The organism is Shewanella sp. 10N.7 (assembly GCF_020806285.1).
In the GTDB taxonomy this organism is placed as follows: Bacteria; Pseudomonadota; Gammaproteobacteria; order Enterobacterales; family Shewanellaceae; genus Shewanella; species Shewanella electrodiphila.
Map to the genome: position 1 here is coordinate 16,664 of NZ_JAJGZS010000038.1, position 21,790 is coordinate 38,453.

The 21,790-nt window shown below is 42.8% G+C and carries 17 protein-coding genes and 1 pseudogene; 12 read left to right on the plus strand and 6 right to left on the minus strand.

What is annotated here, in order from left to right; translation table 11 throughout:
- Positions 1 to 5 precede the first annotated feature (5 nt).
- From xerC to LMH66_RS18840, 6 genes are all read left to right on the plus strand, one after another.
- The gene (gene xerC, locus LMH66_RS18815; RefSeq protein ID WP_229372265.1) at positions 6 to 935 is read left to right on the plus strand and encodes a tyrosine recombinase XerC; all 930 of its coding nucleotides are present in this window, start codon (positions 6 to 8) and stop codon (positions 933 to 935) included.
- Positions 935 to 1,648, plus strand: a complete 714-nt coding sequence (locus LMH66_RS18820; RefSeq protein ID WP_229372266.1) for an HAD-IA family hydrolase — start codon at positions 935 to 937, stop codon at positions 1,646 to 1,648. Before xerC ends, LMH66_RS18820 begins: the two co-directional genes overlap by 1 nt.
- Before the next feature lie 236 nt (positions 1,649 to 1,884).
- Positions 1,885 to 2,259 (plus strand): hypothetical protein, encoded by a 375-nt coding sequence (locus tag LMH66_RS18825; protein ID WP_229372267.1) that lies wholly within the window; start codon positions 1,885 to 1,887, stop codon positions 2,257 to 2,259.
- A gap of 129 nt (positions 2,260 to 2,388) precedes the next feature.
- Positions 2,389 to 3,729 (plus strand): TolC family protein, encoded by a 1,341-nt coding sequence (locus tag LMH66_RS18830; protein WP_229372268.1) that lies wholly within the window; start codon positions 2,389 to 2,391, stop codon positions 3,727 to 3,729.
- Complete coding sequence (locus LMH66_RS18835) at positions 3,726 to 4,826, plus strand: efflux RND transporter periplasmic adaptor subunit (RefSeq protein WP_229372270.1); 1,101 nt, start codon at positions 3,726 to 3,728, stop codon at positions 4,824 to 4,826. Before LMH66_RS18830 ends, LMH66_RS18835 begins: the two co-directional genes overlap by 4 nt.
- A 12-nt stretch (positions 4,827 to 4,838) precedes the next feature.
- Positions 4,839 to 7,985, plus strand: a complete 3,147-nt coding sequence (locus tag LMH66_RS18840; protein WP_229372272.1) for an efflux RND transporter permease subunit — start codon at positions 4,839 to 4,841, stop codon at positions 7,983 to 7,985.
- Positions 7,986 to 8,175: 190 nt separating this feature from the next.
- On the opposite strand, the pseudogene LMH66_RS18845 reads toward LMH66_RS18840, so the two are convergent.
- Positions 8,176 to 8,637, minus strand: a pseudogene (locus LMH66_RS18845) (hemerythrin domain-containing protein); the annotation flags it as partial.
- A 165-nt stretch (positions 8,638 to 8,802) separates the two neighbouring features.
- Entirely contained in the window at positions 8,803 to 9,948 is a 1,146-nt protein-coding gene (locus tag LMH66_RS18850; RefSeq protein WP_229372274.1) for a Kelch repeat-containing protein, read from the minus strand.
- A gap of 275 nt (positions 9,949 to 10,223) precedes the next feature.
- On the opposite strand from LMH66_RS18850, the gene LMH66_RS18855 reads away from it, so the two are divergent.
- The 3 genes from LMH66_RS18855 to LMH66_RS18865 all read left to right on the plus strand — a co-directional run bounded on the left by LMH66_RS18855 (position 10,224) and on the right by LMH66_RS18865 (position 14,540).
- A complete protein-coding gene (locus LMH66_RS18855; protein WP_229372276.1) occupies positions 10,224 to 12,953 on the plus strand; it encodes a TonB-dependent receptor in 2,730 nt (909 codons plus the stop codon).
- A gap of 106 nt (positions 12,954 to 13,059) precedes the next feature.
- Positions 13,060 to 13,797 carry a peptidase gene (locus tag LMH66_RS18860; protein WP_229372278.1) on the plus strand — a complete coding sequence of 246 codons (738 nt, stop codon included), beginning with the start codon at positions 13,060 to 13,062 and terminating at the stop codon, positions 13,795 to 13,797.
- Entirely contained in the window at positions 13,797 to 14,540 is a 744-nt protein-coding gene (locus tag LMH66_RS18865; protein ID WP_229372279.1) for a peptidase, read from the plus strand. The genes LMH66_RS18860 and LMH66_RS18865 overlap by 1 nt, the downstream gene beginning before the upstream one ends.
- A gap of 90 nt (positions 14,541 to 14,630) precedes the next feature.
- Here LMH66_RS18865 and fis read toward each other — a convergent pair whose 3' ends face one another.
- The 3 genes from fis to prmA form a co-directional block, all read right to left on the minus strand.
- Positions 14,631 to 14,939 (minus strand): DNA-binding transcriptional regulator Fis, encoded by a 309-nt coding sequence (gene fis / locus LMH66_RS18870; protein WP_055023591.1) that lies wholly within the window; start codon positions 14,937 to 14,939, stop codon positions 14,631 to 14,633.
- Between the two features lie 18 nt (positions 14,940 to 14,957).
- Complete coding sequence (gene dusB / locus LMH66_RS18875; protein ID WP_153914166.1) at positions 14,958 to 15,926, minus strand: tRNA dihydrouridine synthase DusB; 969 nt, start codon at positions 15,924 to 15,926, stop codon at positions 14,958 to 14,960.
- Between the two features lie 173 nt (positions 15,927 to 16,099).
- Entirely contained in the window at positions 16,100 to 16,981 is an 882-nt protein-coding gene (gene prmA / locus LMH66_RS18880) for a 50S ribosomal protein L11 methyltransferase (RefSeq protein WP_229372281.1), read from the minus strand.
- Between the two features lie 383 nt (positions 16,982 to 17,364).
- On the opposite strand from prmA, the gene LMH66_RS18885 reads away from it, so the two are divergent.
- The 3 genes from LMH66_RS18885 (at position 17,365) to LMH66_RS18895 (ending at position 20,900) form a co-directional block, all read left to right on the plus strand.
- On the plus strand, positions 17,365 to 18,105 hold the full coding sequence (locus tag LMH66_RS18885; protein ID WP_153914164.1) for a fumarate reductase cytochrome b subunit: 741 nt from the start codon (positions 17,365 to 17,367) through the stop codon (positions 18,103 to 18,105).
- Between the two features lie 69 nt (positions 18,106 to 18,174).
- On the plus strand, positions 18,175 to 20,163 hold the full coding sequence (locus LMH66_RS18890) for a fumarate reductase flavoprotein subunit (RefSeq protein WP_229372283.1): 1,989 nt from the start codon (positions 18,175 to 18,177) through the stop codon (positions 20,161 to 20,163).
- Positions 20,163 to 20,900 (plus strand): fumarate reductase iron-sulfur subunit, encoded by a 738-nt coding sequence (locus LMH66_RS18895; RefSeq protein ID WP_153914162.1) that lies wholly within the window; start codon positions 20,163 to 20,165, stop codon positions 20,898 to 20,900. Before LMH66_RS18890 ends, LMH66_RS18895 begins: the two co-directional genes overlap by 1 nt.
- 214 nt (positions 20,901 to 21,114) lie before the next feature.
- On the opposite strand, the gene LMH66_RS18900 is transcribed toward LMH66_RS18895, so the two are convergent.
- Positions 21,115 to 21,453: a cytosolic protein gene (locus LMH66_RS18900; protein WP_229372285.1), complete on the minus strand. Its 339-nt coding sequence runs from the start codon at positions 21,451 to 21,453 to the stop codon at positions 21,115 to 21,117.
- Positions 21,454 to 21,790 lie beyond the last annotated feature (337 nt).

Here is a 21,790-nt window from a genome sequence, read left to right on the forward strand (position 1 = left end):
GTGTCATGGGTCAACTCAGTTTGCTAGCCGCATTTGAACGCTACCTTCATTCTGAAAGGCAGCTTTCGCCGCATACCGTACGAAATTATCTTTATGAAATTCATCGCGCTGCTGAAATCATATTTTCGCAGCCTAAAGGCGCTTCACTCGATGAATGTAATGAAGGCTGGCTAACGGTTAACCGCGATCAATTGCAAGCCGTGCTGTCTAAGCTTCACCGACAAGGACTTAGCCCACGTTCATTATCGTTATGTTTATCGTCTTTAAAGCAATTTTTTGATTTTTTAGTCCGTGAACAAGCCATTAAAACCAACCCAGCAAAAACACTCAATGCACCAAAGCAAGCAAAGCCACTGCCTAAGAATATGGATTTAGATGCAGTGACGCACTTGTTAGATATTGATGCTGATGATCCACTCAGTAAGCGTGACAAAGCCATTATGGAGTTATTTTATTCCAGCGGTTTGCGTTTAGCTGAGCTTGCGAGTTTAGATGTGGCAGATATCGATTTCAGTCAAAACGAAGTCAAAGTGATGGGTAAAGGCAGTAAGCAGCGAGTTGTGCCTATTGGCAAAATGGCGATAGAAGCAATTAATCATTGGTGTGATTGCCGAAGCGCCTTGGTAAAAGCAGAAGCGGGTGATGCCTTATTTGTCAGTCAGCAAGGCAAACGTTTATCTCATCGTAGTATTCAGCTCAGAATGAATAAATGGGGCCAAGAGCAAGCTTTATCTGCAAAAGTTCACCCTCATAAATTGCGACATTCCTTCGCAACGCATATGCTTGAATCAAGTGCAGATTTAAGAGCGGTGCAAGAATTATTGGGACACGCTAACTTATCCACAACGCAAATCTATACCAGTCTCGATTTTCAGCACTTGGCAAAAGTCTACGATGGCGCTCATCCTAGAGCGAAAAAAGCCAAGGGGAAATAATGAAACAATATTTACGACTGCGGCCTTTTAAGGCGATCAGTTTTGATTTAGACGATACCTTGTACCATAACGCACCGCATATTATTAAAGCCGAATCTGCGTTATCACTATTTATGCAAGAGCAATTTAACACCCCGACGAACTGGGGAATAACCCAATGGCGTGAGCTAAAAGCACAGGTTATTGCTGTGCATGGTGAGTTGGCCCATGACACCACAGCTGCGCGCTATGAAGTCCTCAGGCAGGCTTTGATCCAATGGGATTATTCAGAAATTGAAGCAACCCAAGGCGCGCAACAAGGCTTAGAGTGTTTTTGTTTTCATCGCAGTGACTTTACCGTTGATGATGGTGTTCTCAATTTACTGTCAGACTTAGGCAAACAGTATCCATTAATTGGCATTACTAATGGTAATGTTGACGCTCGCCGTGTTGGGCTTAATGATGCCTTAGAGTTTGTGGTTCATCCTGGACATGGGGTAAGAATGAAACCCTATAGCGATTTATTTGATCTTAGTTGTCAGCATTTAGATATCCAAACCAATGAACTATTGCACATAGGCGATCATCCTATAAGTGATGTATTAGGCGCAAGACACGCAGGCTGTCAAAGTCTTTGGCTTAATCTTCAAGCTGATGAAGGTGGCAGGGCGCAACATATTTTACCGCATCTTGAAATTGAGCAGCTGCAAGAAATCCGCCGATTAATCGATTAAAATTGTGCGTTCAACGAGGTTTTTAGTTTTTTAAGTCTAGTCTATTCAATTAGCAAATAATCTCAGTAGTGTTTTAAAGGGGTTTAGCATAGACTTGCGCGATACACATGTTATTAGTTGGTCTATTTATTTAATTATGTGTTCACTAAAAAGGGTGCCGCTAAGAATTAATGTTAGGCTTTTATCGCGATGTAAAAATCACAACGATCACGTTTCCAGCTATGCTGGCGCGCTTGTTGATTCTGATTTTTGCGATGCAGTCTGTTGTTGCGATGGCCGACAACTGTGCTCTTGAGCATAAAGATTGCGCTGTTAATGTCGAACTTTTCACCACAGTAATCAATGATGTCTCTTCAGTAGACACAACCTTTGTTGATGAACACTCGCTAGCGAACGACGAGCTTTGTGATGATATTTTTCTTGCCGACAGTCATGCTGACGATGACTGTGCTGAATGCAGCAGTAACTGCTGCTCTTGTTGTATGACGCTAATGCATCCAGTCACAATGGCACATCATGGCAATATCTATTCGGATTACCTGGCTTTTACCTTTAATTCCAACGCAGTAGAAGCTCCTTACTTTAGTTTTTTACGCCCTCCCCAAGCTTAATCGTTAAATCAAAAATCATTTTTAAATGAGCAAATTTTTTACGGAATTTGCTGAAACTTGCTGTGTTTTTTAATCAATCATATTGCCAGCAGGTTTTATCTTTTGTATTGAATCGAGGCTAATTCTCAGATGTTTTACAATATAACCATCCCGAAACGGTGTACTTTTCTATTAAGAAAAATAGCTTGCTGTTTATTAGGGACAACAGCGCTAGTTTCTGCCAGTTCATACGCGACTGGCTCGATCTCCGCTTCAGAATCATTGACGCTACTGACTGTAATTGAACGTGTTCAATTACAGCATCCTTCTTTGAAAACTTTTCTATTCAGACAACTTGCGCTTGAAGGTGAGGCGCAAACACAAGCGCTTTCGCCTGGGTTCGAATTAGGCGTAGAACTTGAAAATATTGCTGGCTCTGGCGATTTTCAAGCTGTTGATAGTGCAGAAACGACAGTGTCGTTATCATCGATAATAGAGCTTGGCGATAAGTCAGATGCTCGAATAGGCATTGTGAATAGAAAACGTGCGTTACTGGATGCTGAGCAAAAGATTGCAGGGATTGGCATACTTGCGACAACTACACGACGCTATATTGATGTGTTAGCTGCGCAATCTAAGTTGCAGCTTGCTGGTGATGCATTGAGCCTTGCAGAAGAAACGTTATTGGTGGTGCAGCAACGCGCTAAAGCGGGGGTGACTCCTGATGCTGAAGTTAAAAGAGCACAGGCGGCTGTTTATAATACCAGGCTGATTGCAGAAACCCATTTACATCAACTTGATTACGCAAAATTAGCACTCAGTATGATGTGGGGAGAAACTCAGGTTAACTATGAAACCATTGAAGGCAGCTTATTTGAGTTCACCGACGATGTTGCATTAGCACCTTTATTTGAAAAGGTGAAATATAGCCCAGCAATCGAAGCTTATTTAACTCAAGCTCAGCTAAAAGAAGCCGAATTACGTTTTGTTCAATCGCAATCGAGTACTGATGTCAGTTGGTCGGTTGGCGTAAAACAAATGCAGCAAACCAACGATATGGCATTTTCGGCAGGGTTCAGTGTGCCATTGTTCAGTGGTGAACGAAATACGGGCGCTGTCATTTCGGCTCAAGCAGCAAAAGATGAAGTGCTGATTAATAGAGAGATTGCCTTACGAGAATTGTATGCACAATTATATCGTGCTTATGCCAATAGGCAGCAAGCCATTGTCACGGTCAATCGTTTGCAATCTAGCATTATTCCTACACTAACTTTGGCTCTAGAAGATACGCAAACGGCTTATGAGCAAGGACTATATAGCTACCTTGATTACTTAACTGCAAGAGAGGAATTACTCTTTTCTCGTCGAGCATTAATTGAGGCTGCTGCTTCTGCATTGCGTTATGGCGTGGACATAGAGCAATTAATTGCTGAACCTCTTCCCGCCTCTCAACATACCTTTTTTAAAGATTTCCAAGGATTCCCAAAATGAACTTAAGAACATTCAATAACCTTTCTGTGGTTCATATTGCTGTGGCGGCAGTCTTTATGTTTGCTGTTCCAGCTTATGCATCAGGCGATCATGATCATCAAGATGTGCATTCTGAACATCACGCTAACGAGCAAGTACACGATGCTCACGGGCATGATGAACATAAAAACGAACATTCAGATAGTCACTCAGAAAACCATTCAGATGAACAAGCACATAATGATCATAAAGATGATGAGCACGGGCATGACGAGCATGGACACGATGAACATGAAGAAGGCCAAGTGCATATCAGTGCGGAGCAAGTCACATTATCAGGGTTCGTTTCGCAAACTGCTCAATCGGGTGATATCAAACAAACATTAACCTTATATGGCCGCACTGTCGTACCAGAAACGGCTATAAGCCAAGTGAGAGCAAGATTTTCAGGGCTTATTACTGAGTTTAATTTTGCCGTAGGCGACAATGTAAAAGCAGGGCAAGTGATTGCCAAAGTTGAGTCTAATGCAAGCTTAAAGCATTACTCAATAACAGCGCCGATATCGGGTGTCGTAGTCACCAGAAATGCCAATGTGGGCGAGCTCGCCACAGATAATGTGCTGCTTAGCATCATGGATGACAGTGAGTTGTGGGTTGAGTATCAGATCTTCCCTGGACAATTAACCTCAGTGTCAGTTGGTCAACACCTTGTTATTGGGTCAGACACTGCGAGTGTGAATAAACAGCAAGTAAATTCAACAATAAAACATCTTCTCAACTCAACGAATAATCAAGCTTATACCTTAGCTCGTGCGCCACTAGACAATAAGCAAGGGCAATGGACTGTGGGCGCTTTGTTGTCAGGTGAATTAACTTTGAGTCAGCAACCTGTGGCGATGGTTATTGATAATCGCGCTGTTCAGGTTATGGAGGGTCAACAAGTGGTGTTTGTCCGTAATGAGGAAGGGTTTGAAAAGCGCGTTGTTGAGTTAGGCCAGAGTGATAGCCAGCTAACAGAGGTGTTATCTGGCATCTCTATAGGTGAAGAATATGCCGTAGAGAAGAGCTTTCTTCTTAAAGCGGATCTTGAAAAATCTAGTGCTGCCCACGTTCATTAAAGGAGACGAAATATGATTGAATCAGTTTTACGTCTTGCGATTAATCGACGCTGGATGATGATGTTTCTAGCTTTATTGCTGGTTGCTGTTGGGCTTTGGAGTTATCAGAAATTACCGATTGATGCCGTGCCAGATATTACCAATGTACAAGTGCAAATAAGCACGCGTGCTGCAGGTTATTCACCACAAGAAACCGAACAACGGATTACCTATCCAATTGAAAATGCCCTGATGGGTATTCCAAATTTGTCTAACACTCGTTCATTGTCGCGATATGGATTATCGCAGGTGACAGTCGTATTTGATGAAGGCACCGACCTTTATTTTGCTCGTAATCTAATTAGCGAGCGTTTAAATGGCATAAAAGGGGCTTTACCTGCTGGAATTGAGCCTGAAATGGGGCCTATTTCTACTGGTCTGGGCGAAATCTTTATGTACACCATCGAAGCGAAGTCGAATGCTCAACAAGCTGATGGAAGTGATTTCGATGCTACAGCGCTAAGAGAAATCCAAGACTGGATTATTAAACCGCAATTAGCTCAAGTGAAAGGAGTGACTGAAATCAACACCATAGGGGGCTTTGATAAGGAATATCACATCACGCCTCAACCATTGAGAATGTTGACCTATGGGGTTTCCTTTGTCGATATCAAAATGGCGCTGCAAAGCAATAACAGCAATCGTGGTGCAGGGTATATTGAGCGCGAAGGGCAGCAACTTACAGTTCGTTCAGCCGGGCAGCTTAAAACCATTAGCGATATTAAACAGGTTGTTGTTAAGCGTATTGATAACGCACCAATCTTAATGAGTGATGTGGCAGAGGTTGGCATTGGTAAGGCGTTAAGAACTGGCGCCGCCACTCGAGACGGAAAAGAAACCGTATTAGGCAGTGCAATGATGCTGGTGGGCGAGAATTCACGCCAAGTATCATTAGCTGTGGCCGGAAGACTTGAGGACGTTAAAGCGTCATTACCTGATGGGATTAAAGTTGAGGCAGTATATGATCGCACGACTTTGGTTGATAAAGCGGTATATACAGTTCAGAAAAATCTCGTTGAAGGTGCATTGTTAGTTATTGTGGTGCTATTCATTTTGTTGGGCAACGCAAGAGCAGCCCTCATCACTGCTGCGGTCATTCCGCTGGCAATGTTAGCGACAATGACAGGTATGGTGCAAGCTGGCGTATCTGCAAACCTGATGAGCTTAGGGGCATTGGATTTTGGCTTGATTGTCGATGGTGCGGTGATTATTGTCGAAAATGCCATTCGCCGATTAGGCCAAGCACAGGCACAAAATGGCGGGCATATTTTGCCACGTAAACAACGTTTACAATTGGTGTATGAGGCAACTAATGAAGTTATTCGCCCAAGCTTATTTGGCGTATTGATCATTACCGTCGTTTATATTCCACTATTCAGCCTTACGGGTGTTGAAGGTAAGATGTTCCACCCAATGGCTGCCACCGTTGTGATGGCACTTTTAGCAGCGTTAGTGCTGTCGTTAACGCTTGTTCCTGCCGCTGTTGCTTTGTTTATGACAGGTAAGATTAGCGAAAAAGAAAGCCGGGTTATTACCTTAAGTAAATCTTTGTATAAACCATTGTTGATTGTAGCGATGAAGTTTCGCTGGTTAGTGTTGAGTGCAGCTGTAGGTTTGGTGGCATTGTCAATTTGGTTAGCCACTACGCTGGGGTCAGAGTTTATTCCACAGCTTAATGAAGAAGATATTTTGCTGCAGGCGATTCGCATTCCAGGTACAGGTTTAGAGCAATCTGTAGATATGCAAATGATGCTTGAGGATAGAATTAAACACTTCCCCCAAGTACTCAATGTATTTTCTAAAATAGGAACCCCAGAGGTGGCGAACGACCCTATGCCGCCGAATATTGCTGATACTTTCATTATGCTTAAACCTCGTAATGAATGGCCAAATCCGAAAATGAGCCATGATGCGCTTGCCGCCGATATTGTCGATGCTGTTTCTGGTCAACCTGGTAATAACTTTGAACTGACGCAGCCAATTGAAATGCGTTTTAACGAACTCATTTCGGGTGTACGTGCTGACTTAGGCATTAAAGTGGTTGGTGATGATTTACAGCAATTATTAACCTCGGCCAATGCCATTCATGAAGTGTTAGAGCAAATTGAAGGCGCATCGGATCTTCAAGTTGAGCAAGTGACGGGTTTACCAATGTTGTCAATTCAACCTGATCGCATGGCGTTAGCTCGCTATGGTTTAACGGTCAGTGAGCTGCAAGATTTTGTCGCAACGGCCATCGGTGGTGAAGAGGCAGGGCTTATTTTTGAAGGTGATCGTCGCTTTAAGATTGTTCAGCGTTTACCTGAAAATATTCGTAAAGATGTAGAGAATTTACAAGCGTTACCTATTGTACTGCCATCGGGGCAGTATGTGCCTTTATCTGAAGTAGCGACATTAGATATCGCACCATCTCCAAATCAAATCAGCCGTGAGAACGGTAAACGCCGTATTGTCGTAACAGCTAACGTGCGTGGTCGTGACTTAGGCTCATTCGTCACTGAAGCAAAACAACAAATTAGTCAGCAAGTGGATTTGCCGGCTGGTTATTGGTTGGAATATGGTGGCACATTTGAGCAACTAGAATCAGCCAGTCAACGTTTATTGATAGTGGTGCCTCTGACGTTGGCGCTTATTTTAGGCTTGTTAGTTATGGCGTTTAATTCGGTAAGAGATGCTGCCATTGTCTTTACCGGGATCCCACTTGCGTTAACAGGTGGTGTTATTTCGTTATGGCTCAGAGACATGCCGTTATCTATTTCTGCTGGTGTTGGATTCATCGCATTATCTGGTGTGGCGGTGCTTAATGGCTTAGTGCTGTTGAGCTTTATTCGGCAGTTATATCAAGAGAAAGGCGAGTTACTGAATGCCATTATTGACGGGGCATTGATTAGGTTACGTCCTGTATTGATGACGGCATTAGTGGCAGGGCTTGGCTTTGTTCCCATGGCGCTAAACATTGGTACAGGTGCTGAAGTACAACGACCTATTGCTACTGTAGTGATTGGTGGCATTATCTCATCGACAATGTTGACGCTGTTTGTGCTACCTATTTTATATCGTATGGCGCATCAAGGGCGAAAGTGGACAAAAAGTGAGTCACAAAATGCTAGCGTGAACTGAACTTTAAATTAAGAGCTAGTCCTGCATTGTTCGAGTAGTTTTGATTATTACAAGCACTTAGCAGGGCTTGTTTATGCTTATAGATGAATAACCTCAAGACATAAAAATGGCTCTGCTGGGGGAAGCAAGAGCCAAGGACTTGATGAATCAAATAGGTTTGTTTTTATCAACTCATCAGAGATGATGAGAGTTAAATAGCTAGCGCTTTTGGAAACAATAATACATTTTCAGTATGAATATGAGCTTGTAAGTCCGCATCAAACTCGGCCAAAGTGCGGTAGCATTTTTGCCATGTGCTACAAACGCCTTCAGGGATTTGGTAATTATTGGTGAGCTCTCTTAACTGCTGCAAAACTGTGCCAGCATGATCATGCTCGTGCTCCATGGCATTAATTGGATTCCCAATATGACCAAAACAGCCATTCACTTCTTCGCCTGCAGCCAGTCTTCGCATTGCAGGAAACAATATTTGTTCTTCTTTCATTAAATGCGGCATTAAATCAGCGATTAGTGCACCGATTAGCGTGGCTAATGGTTTAATTTCAGCATGATCTTCGCCGTGGGCTTGTACCATTTTTTGCGAGTACTCAACTAACAGTGGCGCAGTTTCACGAACATACTGGTGATGAGTCGATTCAAGGTGATCAATCAAAGCGGGTATTGATAAAGTGCTTAATTGCTCAAGGTCAGTAGATGTCATAGTGATTCCAAAAGATACATTTAATTTATACATGTATTTTAAATGTATCTTTAATTGAGGCAATCAAATCGATGTTTTATTGTTAGCTAGATCACATTACATAAGACTCTATACTCCTTACAGAGTACAAGTTTGATTACCCGTTAATCCACTTGAGAGTATTTGATCGCTAATCTGTTGTTGCTTAAGCATACCGCCCACTCTCAGTAATTGGTCTTGGTGGCAGATTAACCCTCGATGATCCATGCTAGGAACATCAAGCGGAACAGGCGCAAGCCATTGCATCGTTTTAAAATCAAAGGTGTATTGTAAGTTGTGTGGCTCGCTAGGTTCACCGTTATAACCGATACCGCTGTAGTTATATGGGTTGTTGCTGCCAGCCATAAATACGGCTTGTCCATCAGCGGTATTATTAATGCCAGTCGCCGCCATACGATAGTGAGCGGTAGCTAATGGTGTCGTTCTGCTTTGATCTGTTGGCGTGGCAATAGAATAATGAGGTAATAATTGCCAGCTGATCCTTAAATGATTTTGAGGATTAACTTCACCGTACAAACACACTGGTGATGATTGATAACTTCGACGTTGACCAATATTAGCCTGCACTTTTACCCCATCACACAAGACGATTTTATTATTTACCATCGCAACGGCTTGACCAAATACTGCTGGAGCAGGAATAGGGCTAGCTTGATCCCAAGTGTTAGTTTTGGTGTCGTAAACTTGGACTAAGTTAACATTGCCATCGTTATGCCAGCCGCCAAACAAATAGATATAACGCTGCTGATATACACTCGCTGCAGTGTCATCCACAGCCACTGGCATATCTGCAATACGTTGGTATTGATTATTTAATATATCAAATTGGTAGTTATCTACAGTGCTGATTTCTTCATGGTTTTCGGCAACAGTATAACCGCCAAAAACATAGGCTTTATCTTCAAGACCAACTGCAATAGACGCTAAACGACCAGCAAGTGGAGCGACAAATGGTACGGCTTTAATGGGTTGCCATTGAGCTTCTGCTTTAGTTAAATTTAGTGCCCAGGCTTTATTGTGCACATCTTGGTAGCCTTTACCTTGAGCTAGCCCGGTAAAACTCAGCAAGTATTGACCCTGCGTAGTACTGACTTTTGCAATGGCATTATTGCTCAATGGCTCAGGTAATTTAGCGAGCGACGCGTCGTGTAAAGTGCCTGCTGACACTGCAGAAGTAAAGCAAGCCACTTGTGATGCTAAAAATAGAGCGAGTATTTGTTTCATCGAAATATCCGAAGGGGATTATTGGCTTTAGAGTACAACAATTTATTGATGAGTTAATCATTTTGTCATTCAGACCGTTTATTTCATTTCATCAAAATTGATAGTGAAGGTACGGGATGTATATTTTGCTCGCTTTGTATTCTGGGCTTTTACTGGGGTGTGACACAGTGTCGCAGTATGACAATTGTAAGTTGTTTAGCACGTTGAACGGCTAAATAATTGTGTGATTACGTTAACTATTTTGCATACTACTAAAGGTTGTCATGGTGAATTCAGTGAGATTTTCTTTTTCTAGGGTCGCTTTATTGGTTTCTGCGACGTTATGTTCATTTATTTCTGTTGCCTCATCTGATATCGAAGCGAACGATATTGAAGTTAACAGTATGGCGACCGAGTCCATTGCAGCAAGCCACTCACCTTATTTGAAATCGATGGAAAAAATTAGCATTACTGGCAGTCGGATAAAAAGAGAAGAAATCACCTCAACCGCACCAATGGCAGTGTTCACCGCTGATGATATTGCCCAGATGGGGGCAACGTCAGTGGATGCAGTATTGCAAAGAATGTCTGCTTCTGCAGGGTTTGCCGGTAATCAAACTAATGCTTATTGGACTGATGGTGGTTATGGCTCAACTCAAGTGAACCTTCGAGGTCTTGGGGTAAACCGAACTCTAGTACTGCTTAATGGCAGACGAATGGTAAACAGCGGTACGGGGGCTAACTCGTCAGTGGACTTAAATACTATTCCTGTCAGCGTCATTGAGCGTATTGAAGTATTAAAAGATGGTGCTTCTGCTGTTTATGGCGCCGACGCTGTCGCAGGTGTGGTTAACATTATTACTAAAGACCAAATTGATGGTGTTGAGTTTCAAGCAAGAACGGGCATGACTGAACAAGGTGATGGCGAGCAATATCAATTTGATTTAGCAGTGGGGAAAGTTGGTGAGCGAGGCAGCGGATATATTGCGTTAAGTTATGATAAAACTGACGCGGTAGAAATGACCAGTCGCGCCCCATGTCCATTAACTGAAGTCGACGGTGAATTAGTCTGTGGCGGCAGCACTGCATTGCCAGGAGGTCGCGGTTATTTCTTGGATGAAAATGGTAATTCAATCGGTGATGAAGTGAAATTATTACCTAATGGTAGTGATGAATATACTAGTAGCGATAGAGACAACTATTTTGAATACTTTAATGCGGTGCAGCCAAATGAGCGTTTTAATGTCTTTGCCTCAGGCGAGTACGACTTAACTGACAATGTGCAGCTATTTACAGAGGCGATGTATACCCATCGTAGTTCTACATTACCCGCAACTCCGCAAACTGTCAGTGGTATTACAATACCAAGCTGGCACGAGTCTAACCCCACTGAGAATGATTTTTTACTTAACAGCCGCCGTTTAGCTGAAGCGCCTCGTGAATTTAATATTGAAACAGATACATGGCGAGTTGTAGCCGGTTTACAAGGGGATTTAGACAATGGTTGGCAATGGGATGCCGCAGTTAATTACGGCAGTAATCGTGGTTCATTTGAAGTCACCAATGTCATTAACAACACTCGCTTAGGTGAGGCAACTGATTACGATAATTGCAGTGTTGATCCGAATATACCTTGTGCTGACTTTTGGGGAGAGGGCTCACTAACCCCTGAAATGCTCGATTACTTCTTATTCGATATGATGAGTGATGGAGGGAATGAACAATTAAGCCTAACTGCCAATTTAACGGGTGACTTATGGCAACTTCCTGCAGGTACTATGAGTTTTGCCACAGGTATTGAGCATCGAAAAGAAAAGGGCTGGAGTAACCCTGATCCTTTAGCAATAATTGGTGAAGCAAATACCAGCCAACAGGACCCTATTAGTGGAGAATACACCGCTGATGAAGTGTATTTAGAAGCTTATATTCCGCTTTTGGCAGATAAGCCTCTGGCTAAAGCTGTTGATTTAACCGCTGCTGTGCGTTACTCGCATTTTGATACGTTTGGAAGTGATACTAACTATAAACTCGGCTTACAGTGGATGCTGAATGACCAGCTCACCCTTCGTACAACTCAATCAACCGCGTTTAGAGTACCTAATATTCCAGAGCTGTTTGGTGGTATAAGCCAAGGCTCAATGAACACCACTGATCCTTGCAGTGACTGGAGCCAACTAGACTCAAACTCAAATCGTTTTGCCAATTGCCAAGCTGCAGGCGTACCGATGGATTTTAACCATGAAGGCACTATATTAACTGACCGTGGTGGTAACGCAGATTTACAACCTGAAGAGGCTGACACATTCACTGTCGGTGTTGTGTGGGATGTGAGTTTTATCGAGGGGCTGAATGTCACGCTTGATTACTATGACATAAAAATTGAAAACGCAATTAACTCAGTCAATGGCTCAAGTAAACTTGCTGCCTGTTATGACAGTGCCAATATGAGCCACCCTTTTTGCAGCGATGAGCACTTTATTCGCGACGAGCAAACCGGTGAAATTACCTATTTGCAAACCCAATTAGGAAATGCAGCAACAGAAGAAGTATCAGGTGTCGATTTAGCTATGTTCTATCAAAAGGACTTTGGTGAGTTCACCACAAACACCTCGTTTGAAGTCAGTTATTTAGATGAATATAACCTGCAAACTTATGAAGGTGCACCAGTAGAAAAGCGGGCTGGCACCATTGGCTATGACGGCAGTTATACCAAGTGGCGTTCAAATTTGTATTTTGATATTGCTAAAGATGATTGGCGCTTTGGCTATAACATTCAATATATTGGCGAGGCGGATGATCAATACGCCGCTGCAGGTGATATTGGTGATTCTGTAGACGCTGTGACCTATCATAATACACAGCTTTATTACCAATTAACCCGTAGTTTAGGGTTCACGGCTGGTATCGATAATCTATTTGATAAACAAGCGCCATATCATCAAAGTTACACAGACGGAAACACCAACACGATGACCTATGATTTAATGGGGCGACGTTATTATCTTGCGTTGAAATGGGTAATGTAACTATTGTGAATAAGCAAATGTTTAGGGTAACTTAGCATTTGCTTATGCTTAAAGTCTTGTGAGTAGAGCCACCACTAATAATAAGAAATACAGGTAACATTCGAATTTGAACTCTAGAAAAACGCTAAAAAAGGTATCGTCAGCGCAGTTTGTTCATCGTTGGTTGATGTTGCTATTGGCCATTCCGATCTTCATTTGGGGTCTCACTGGTAGCTATTTTGTACTAATGGATATCGGCTTTATTCGTAGCGACCATATTGTGATTGAGCGAGCAGACAAAATCCGCGCTTCAGCGGTCAAATACCCCATCGCAAAAGTATATCAATCATTTCCAGAAGCGAGAAAAATCACCTTAACGATGATCAACACACAGTTGATTTACCAAGTGAAGCTCACTGACCAATCCCTGTTAATTGATGCAGCATCAGGCCAACAACTTGCAGCTATTTCAAAGTCGCAGGCAGAGCAGATATCGCAATCCTTTCAACATCAGCAATCAATATCTCCAACTGCACAAATTCAATTTATTGGTTTGCTTAACGATAAAACCCCACTGGAGCAATTACCTTCAGAGTTAGCTGTGCGGCACTTACCCGTATGGCGAGTGGTCTTTGATGATATCGGCCAATCGACGTTATATATTTCAGCGCAAACTGGCGAAGTCGTGACAAGAAGACATGAGTATTGGCGCTTGTTTGATTTATTTTGGAAGTGGCACATCATGGATTATGACGACGGTGAAGCCATTGATAATCAATTACTATTTTATACTGCCATCGCTTCTTTTATCGCTGTATTTGCTGGTGGATTATTGGTTTGGCAGCGCCGCAAGAGGTATTGCTAATGACAATCAAAAAAATAAAACATTGGCTAAGGTTTTGTCACTATTGGCTGGGGACTGTTGTTGGCATTCAATTATTAATCTGGCTAGGAACAGGTATTTATTTCAATATCACCCCAAGTGAAGATCTGAAAGGCACTCATTATTATCGCAGTATAGCGCCGCTAGATTTAACTGCGTTTAGTAGTCATGATCTAGAGCCATTATCATCTATTCTTAAGCGATTTAAACCGATGGAGCAGGTTAGTACAATTGTGCTTATTAACCAGCCTGTGTATTTACTAGATGAGCAAGTACAGCGATATCAACACGATTGCCAACAGCAAGTATTGGTCGATGCTTATAGCGGCAAAGAAGTCCTTATTGATGCCGACTTGGCTGAATCAATCGCTTTGCAAAGTTATACTGGAGCAGGCGAGATAAAGAGTCACAGGCAATTATCTACAAGTTTTAAAGAGTGGCCCAAAGAATGTAACCCATTGTGGCAAGTCAGCATTAGTGATGATTTGAATACCCGAATTTACATTAATGGTGTCAATGGTCGATTGGTTGGACATAAAAATGATCACACTGATTTAGCTGATTTGATGTTTAAGCTGCACTTTATGGATTATCTGCACCAAGGCAGTTTCAATAACCCCTTTAGTTGGGTGTTTGGATTAATGATGTTGCTATTGTCATTATCCGGTGTGTATTGGGTGATAGATAACCTTGTGATGAAGCGATATCGATTTAAGCTTAAGTAGCAAGTTGAGCAGCAAGTTCAAACATTAATAACAAAAAAGGCTTTCCATTTCTGGAAAGCCTTTTTAATACAACGAATTAAGAATTACTTCTTAGTTCATGCCGTATTTTTTTAATTTCTTACGTAAAGTACCACGGTTGATACCTAACATGTTTGCAGCACGTGTTTGGTTACCACGAGTGTGTTGCATGATGATGTCTAGTAGTGGTGCTTCTACTTCACTTAAAACCATTTCATAAACTTCAGACGCTTCTTGACCGTCTAACTGAGAGAAGAAGTTTGTTACTGCACGCTTAACTGCGTCACGTAATAGTTGTGGCTTGATAGTACCGTTAGCGGTTTCAATCTTACCTACGGTTAGCTGGTGAACTTCTGTGTTAGTAGTTGTCTGATCAAACATTCTATTCTGCTCTTTATATTAAAAATTTACTAATTCATCAAAGTAACATTCCACTAAGGAATATTGCTGTTCAGCGGTTTCAAGCCTATTGAAGTCAGCACGGAACTGTCGCTGTTCTTCTTGGTTTAGGTACCATCCCATATGCTTTCGGGCAAATCGGACACCTTTGTATTCGCCGTACAATTCGTACAATTTGTTAAGGTGTTCGAGCATGATTTCTCGTTGCTCGCTCGCCTCAACTGGCGGTAATTTTTTACCTGTTTCCAAGTAGTGGTGGATTTCTCTAAAAATCCACGGTCTGCCTTGGGCTCCTCGTCCTACCATCAAAGCATCGGCGCCAGTGTAATCTAAGACAAACTTAGCTTTCTCTGGACTGTCGATATCTCCGTTGGCAACAACAGGGATTGAGACATTTTGTTTTATTGCTTTAATGGTGTCGTATTCGGCAAAGCCTTTATACATGCATTGTCTCGTTCTACCGTGAACGGCGAGAGAGGCGATACCACAATCTTCTGCAATGTGGGCAATTTCAACACCGTTACGATGTTCAGGTTGCCAACCTGTGCGGATCTTCAGTGTCACAGGGACATCAACTGCACTAACAACAGCTTGTAAAATCTCTTTCACTAGCTGGGGATCTTGCATTAATGCCGAACCTGCGAGCTTTTTATTCACTTTTTTTGCAGGGCAACCCATATTGATATCAATGATATGCGCACCTTGTTCAACATTGAACTGAGCTGCGTTTGCCATTAATTCAGGATCTGCGCCTGCGATTTGTACTGAGCGTATACCTTCTTCACCAGAATGCATCATGCGCTGGCGGCTTTTATCGGTATCCCAAACTTCAGGATTCGATGAAAGCATTTCTGAAACCGCTAGACCTGCGCCATAGCGTAAACAGAGGTTTCTAAAAGCGCGATCGGTGACACCTGCCATTGGTGCCACGATCAGCTGATTGCTCAGTTGATAAGGGCCAATTTGCATTGAGTTAATCACCTTGCTCGTCAAAGGGGCGCTATATTAGCCCTTTTTTGCCTTCCTGAAAAGGTCAATAAATGAACTAAATGTAACTTTTTTTCTTGACTTTTAGTTGGGGAGTCGTAATTGCCCCCTTTGACAGAGATCTAGCTGCCATAGGGGGTGTAATGCCTTTACCGTTATTTACGGGTGCCTGTCAAGCGGCTCCAGCCGTCTTTGTGAGCCGCTTCATCCATGATGAACCATTGGCTATAAAACTGTGAGATTTCTTCTGCTTGCTCTTGTAAAAGCCCTGACAGCGCTAATTTTCCGCCAGATTTAACTTTTTCTGCAATCAGTGGTGCTAACTCACGAAGTGGGCCAGCAAGGATGTTAGCCACCAAGATATCGGCTTGCAGATTCTCTGGTTGGTTTTCTGGTAAGTATAAAGCAAGCTTATCTGCAACGCCGTTACGTTCAGCGTTGGCTGTCGATGCATCAATCGCTTGGTAGTCAATATCAACACCTGTGACGGTTTTCGCACCAAGTTTAAGGGCAGCGATGGCTAAAATGCCCGAACCACAACCAAAGTCGATGACTTCTTTATCTGAAAGATCTAAACCGTCTAACCATTCAAGGCATAACGCCGTTGTTGCATGGGTGCCTGTACCGAAAGCTAAACCAGGATCAAGAATGACGTTGACTGCCTCTGGCTCAGGAATGTCGCGCCAGCTTGGACATATCCATAAGCGTTGGCCGAATTTAATTGGGTGAAAGCTATCCATCCATTCGCGAACCCAGTCTTTGTCTTCAATTTGTTCAATTTTATGTTTAAACCCTTTACCTAAATAAGGCAGGGTTTCTAAAAAACTCACGGTAGGACTTAAGTCAGTTCCTGCGTCAAATAAGGCAATGACAATAGTGTCTTGCCAAAGCGGCGTTTCACCTAACTTAGGTTCAAAAATAGGGGTGTCTTTACCATCTTCATAGGTAATTGATACAGAACCTTGCTCCATTAAAAGGTCACCGAGTGCGTCGGCGTGGTCGCTGTTAGTGCTAATGCGAAGTTGAATCCAAGGCATGGAGTTTTTCCTATGAGAATAATTTAATCGCGTATTGTACCTGCTTGAAGGCTAAAACAGCAGCATTTGATAATGAAATATTGCACATTTGCTTCGAAAGGCTTGTTTTAGCACTTTTAACGACTGGTTAATGATTAACCTATTAATATCCATGATGAAATCAGTGTAACTCATGCTCTTGTTTGAATGTCACTATAAATTAATGAAAGATAAGCGAAATTTTGAGTTCTTAAATTTGAACAATTTGTGATTGTGATCAAGTTCTAAAAGCCGATCAATGGTAAGTGAGCTTGATCACGATTTAATTTTTATGGCCAAGGAGAAATAGGGATAGCTGATAAGCTAAATTTACCAGAAATATGTCATTAACAGGCATGGAAACTATGACTGCTTCATCGCAAACTCAAACACAAAAAATTCATGACGTCTCGTCAAAAGGGTATTTGAACCCGATTTGGGCAGCCAGAGCCGATAAATTACAAAGTGCTACCGGGTTGTTGTTAGGCTTTTTCATTATTATGCATTTGCATTTTGAATCGAGCATTTTGATCAGCAAAGATGCCTTTTATCATGTGGCGCATTTTCTTGAAGGCAGTATGTTCAGTGACAACGGACAAGGTTTTCCTGTAACGACTAAATTCGTCTCGGCATTTATGTTAATCGTCGTATTAGTGCATGCTCTGTTTGCATTAAGACGATTCCCTGCCCAAATTCAACAATGGCGAGCACTGCGCAGCCAAATGACGATTATGCCTCACCAAGATACTAAAATTTGGTTTTGGCAGTTGATCACTGGCTTTCTTTTATTCTTCCTCGCGCCAGTGCACTTATTTGACATGATCACCAACCCTGAAATCGGACCGCATTTATCCGCTGAGCGGGTTTATCACCAAGATGTGTGGATGCTTTATGTATTGCTGCTTCCTGCAGTGGTCATTCATGCCATGTTTGGTTTGTATCGCGTTGCCATTAAATGGGGCATTACCACTAAACGCATGGCGGCATTAAAGCTTGCCAAAGTAATGGTGGTGTACTTGATGATTATTGGTATCGCTAGTTTGCTTACTTATATTTTTATCGGTCAATCATTGGAGTTACCTGTGACTCCATTTGTGCCGAGCTAAAGACTAACGAGTTGTAGATGAACCAGAGTGCATTGCATTCATGGCTCATAACGTATTTAAGGAGTATCCGTGAAAATTATATATACAGACTCATTAGTCGTCGGCGCAGGCCTTGCTGGTTTACGTGTGGCTATTGCTTCAAAAGAGCGTGGTTTAGACACAGTCGTGCTATCGCTAATTCCTGCTAAGCGTTCTCACTCAGCTGCAGCACAAGGTGGCATGCAAGCCAGCCTTGGCAATACGGTTAAAGGGATGGGCGACGATGAAGATGTTCATTTCCAAGATACCGTAAAAGGGTCTGACTGGGGCTGCGATCAAGACGTAGCGCGCATGTTTGCTCATTGTGCGCCCAAAGCTGTGCGTGAACTGGCTAATTGGGGCGTACCTTGGTCGCGTATTACCGCGGGCGATCGCCAAGTGGTGGTGAATGCTGAAAAGGTGACCATTACTGAAGCTGAAAAAGCCCATGGTTTAATCAATGCACGTGATTTTGGCGGCACTAAAAAGTGGCGTACCTGTTATACCGCTGATGGCACCGGACATTCACTGTTATATGCCGTTGATAACAAAGCCATTGAAATGGACATTCCTGTTCATGAGCGCATTGAAGCACTATCGCTTATCCATGATGGCAAACGCTGTCACGGTGTGATTGCACGCTGTTTAGTGACGGGTGAGCTACGTGCCTATATTGGTAAATCGACCACGATTGCTACGGGCGGCTATGGCCGTATTTATGAAGTGTCTACTAACGCAATTATCTGTGAAGGTATCGGCCAAGCATTGGCATTGGATACCGGCGTTGCGACGTTAGGGAACATGGAAGCGGTGCAGTTCCATCCAACAGCGATTGTGCCTGTGGGGATTTTAACCACAGAAGGGTGTCGTGGTGATGGCGGCTTATTGCGTGACAAAGATGGTCATCGCTTTATGCCAGATTACGAGCCTGAAAAGAAAGAACTCGCATCACGTGATGTGGTTTCTCGTCGCATGACCGAACATATGCGAAAAGGCAAAGGGGTTGATAGCCCTTATGGGCCACATTTATGGCTCGATATTACCTTGCTTGGCCGCAAACACGTTGAAACCAACTTACGTGAAGTGAAAGAGATTTGTGAAAACTTCTTAGGGATTGATCCTGCAAAAGATTGGATCCCAGTTAGGCCAACACAGCATTATTCTATGGGCGGTATCCGCACTAATGCTACTGGTGAAAGTCCGCAACTTGCAGGCTTATTCAGTGTCGGTGAAGCAGCCTGTTGGGATATGCACGGTTTTAACCGCTTAGGTGGTAATTCACTGGCTGAAACCGTTGTGGGTGGGATGATTATCGGAAAATATGTGGCCGATTATTGTGAGAAAAATACGCTTGAAATCAACACTCAAGTGATTGATAACAGCATGAGCAAGTTACAAGCTGAAATTGATGACTTACTCGTAGGCGACGGCACTGAAAATGTGTTTGAAATTAAGCTTGCCATGCAACGCATTATGATGGATTACGTAGGCATTTTCCGTAATGGTATTGAGCTAGAAAAAGCCATTACCGAGTTAAAGGACTTACTGCAGCGCAGCAAGAATATCGGCCTTAAGTGTAAGAAACGTCATGCCAACCCTGAGCTAGTGGAAGCATTGCGCGTACCGCGTATGTTACGTGTTGCTTTAACCGTTGCCTGTGGCGCTAACGCGCGTACAGAAAGCCGCGGTGCCCATGCCCGTGAAGATTACCCACAACGTAACGACAAAGAGTGGCTTAACCGAACGCTATCCACTTGGCCTAATGAAAATGCATTGGAGCCGACGTTAAGTTACGAGCAGCTTGATGTGATGAAAATGGAATTACCACCAGGTTATCGTGGTTACGGTAATGATAATGCCGTAGCGCACCCTGATACTGCAAAACGTGAAACTCAAATCGCTGACATCCTTGCAGAGCTGGGTGACGATGCAGATCGTTTTGATAAACAAGCGGCCATTATGCCATTTGATTTACCTGAAACATTACGTCCTCGTAATGAAAGATTAAGTGACACGATTGCTGTGTCGGGAGAGAAGTAATGACTAGCCCACGTACGATTAGTTTTGAAATTTTTCGTTATGATCCGCAAGACCCTAACGACAAACCAAAAATGGTGACTTACGAGATCACCGAAGCGCCAGGCATGACGGTGTTTATTGCATTGAACTTGTTACGTGAGCAGCAAGATCCATCGTTGCAATTTGATTTTGTTTGTCGTGCGGGTATTTGTGGCAGTTGCGCCATGGTGATTAATGGCAAACCCACCTTGGCTTGTCGCACGCTAACTGCTAATTTCCCTGATGGCAAAATTAAGTTGATGCCATTGCCAGGTTTTGAACTGATTGGCGACTTATCGGTAAACACAGGCAAATTTATGCGTCAGCTTGCTGAGCGTTTACAATTGTGGCTGCAACCTGATGCGAATGATATTGATATCCATCGTTTAGAGTCACCTATGGATCCTGCTGAAGCGGCGAAATTGTATGAGCTAGAACGTTGTGTGGAATGCGGTGTCTGTGTATCTGCGTGTGCGACTAAGCAAATGAAAGACAGCTTTGTTGGCGCGGTTGGGATGATGAAAATCGCCCGTTTTGAAATGGACAGCCGTGATACCCGTAGCGCTGAAGATTTCTATCATGTCATTGGTAATCAAGATGGCGTGTTTGGTTGTATGACCTTACTAGGTTGTCAGGATGCGTGCCCGAAAGATTTACCGCATATGCAGCAAATTGCTTACCTACGCCGTAAAATGGCGCAAACGATTGTTAGCTGTTAATTAACCGCTAAACATTTTAAAGCCGCTAAACAGCAATGTTCAGCGGCTTTTTTGTTGATGGATTTAGCTATTCGCAACATACTTAACTAACGGTTGAAGTAAGTAATAAGCCTTACCCAAGTCCTTGTAAGAAATGCTCTCTTTTTTGCTAGACGAGCCGCTAGAGGAACCCGATTACTTGCTTGGGATGTCGATTTCAACTTGTTGAATGATTTTAGTTGATCCGGGTTATATAGGTTTGTTCGTCATCCACAAAAGCCACAAAGCCGTCGTGATAAATAAACACCCGACCACGTCCCTCAACTAGGCAGGCAAGCTGTGGGCTTAAATCTTCTTCGTTATCCTGACTTTGAAATGTACCAGTATCGGTGATTACGCCGCTGAGTGTAGGCAAATATCCATAAGTGCGCTTGGCTTGATCAACTAGGCTCAATTCACTGGCGCTAGAGAAGCAAGATGGGATAGCACCAGCCTCTTCGATAAACATCGTTTTCAGTTCTTCAAAAGCTGTAATCACTAGCCAGTCGATGTCGTTAACATGATGGATAAACATTGTTTATAAATACCTAGTTTCTGGATAATTCTGATGCGGAGATTTTATCACTATCAGGGGAGAACCTAGTAGAGGTTTAGTTGCTAAATGTAGTAATTATGCGTCACTTCCGGACTATCGGGGCTTTAACACTTACGATAGTGTTTCAGTCGTTTTATTTCCAAACGAAGTTTGGAAATAAAAGATGCGGTGACGATCATAATCAAAAATGAATTACACAAATTTAATATCTAACTCATTTTTGCCCTAAAACTTGTTTCAAATTTTGAAGTTATCATTTAAAAATCAAAGTCGTGGCGCTTCGCCCACACCAGACTAAAAGGGAGTGAACTGCGAC

Excerpts from the sequence above, each read along its gene's own strand:
- LMH66_RS18850 (WP_229372274.1), bottom strand. The coding sequence starts at position 9,948 with ATGAAACAAATACTCGCTCTATTTTTAGCATCACAAGTGGCTTGCTTT.
- LMH66_RS18840 (WP_229372272.1), top strand. The coding sequence starts at position 4,839 with ATGATTGAATCAGTTTTACGTCTTGCGATTAATCGACGCTGGATGATG.
- LMH66_RS18895 (WP_153914162.1), top strand. The coding sequence starts at position 20,163 with ATGACTAGCCCACGTACGATTAGTTTTGAAATTTTTCGTTATGATCCG.
- LMH66_RS18900 (WP_229372285.1), bottom strand. The coding sequence starts at position 21,453 with ATGTTTATCCATCATGTTAACGACATCGACTGGCTAGTGATTACAGCT.
- LMH66_RS18820 (WP_229372266.1), top strand. The coding sequence starts at position 935 with ATGAAACAATATTTACGACTGCGGCCTTTTAAGGCGATCAGTTTTGAT.
- LMH66_RS18830 (WP_229372268.1), top strand. The coding sequence starts at position 2,389 with ATGTTTTACAATATAACCATCCCGAAACGGTGTACTTTTCTATTAAGA.
- xerC (WP_229372265.1), top strand. The coding sequence starts at position 6 with ATGGGTCAACTCAGTTTGCTAGCCGCATTTGAACGCTACCTTCATTCT.
- dusB (WP_153914166.1), bottom strand. The coding sequence starts at position 15,926 with ATGCAAATTGGCCCTTATCAACTGAGCAATCAGCTGATCGTGGCACCA.
- LMH66_RS18885 (WP_153914164.1), top strand. The coding sequence starts at position 17,365 with ATGACTGCTTCATCGCAAACTCAAACACAAAAAATTCATGACGTCTCG.
- prmA (WP_229372281.1), bottom strand. The coding sequence starts at position 16,981 with ATGCCTTGGATTCAACTTCGCATTAGCACTAACAGCGACCACGCCGAC.
- LMH66_RS18835 (WP_229372270.1), top strand. The coding sequence starts at position 3,726 with ATGAACTTAAGAACATTCAATAACCTTTCTGTGGTTCATATTGCTGTG.
- LMH66_RS18865 (WP_229372279.1), top strand. The coding sequence starts at position 13,797 with ATGACAATCAAAAAAATAAAACATTGGCTAAGGTTTTGTCACTATTGG.
- fis (WP_055023591.1), bottom strand. The coding sequence starts at position 14,939 with ATGTTTGATCAGACAACTACTAACACAGAAGTTCACCAGCTAACCGTA.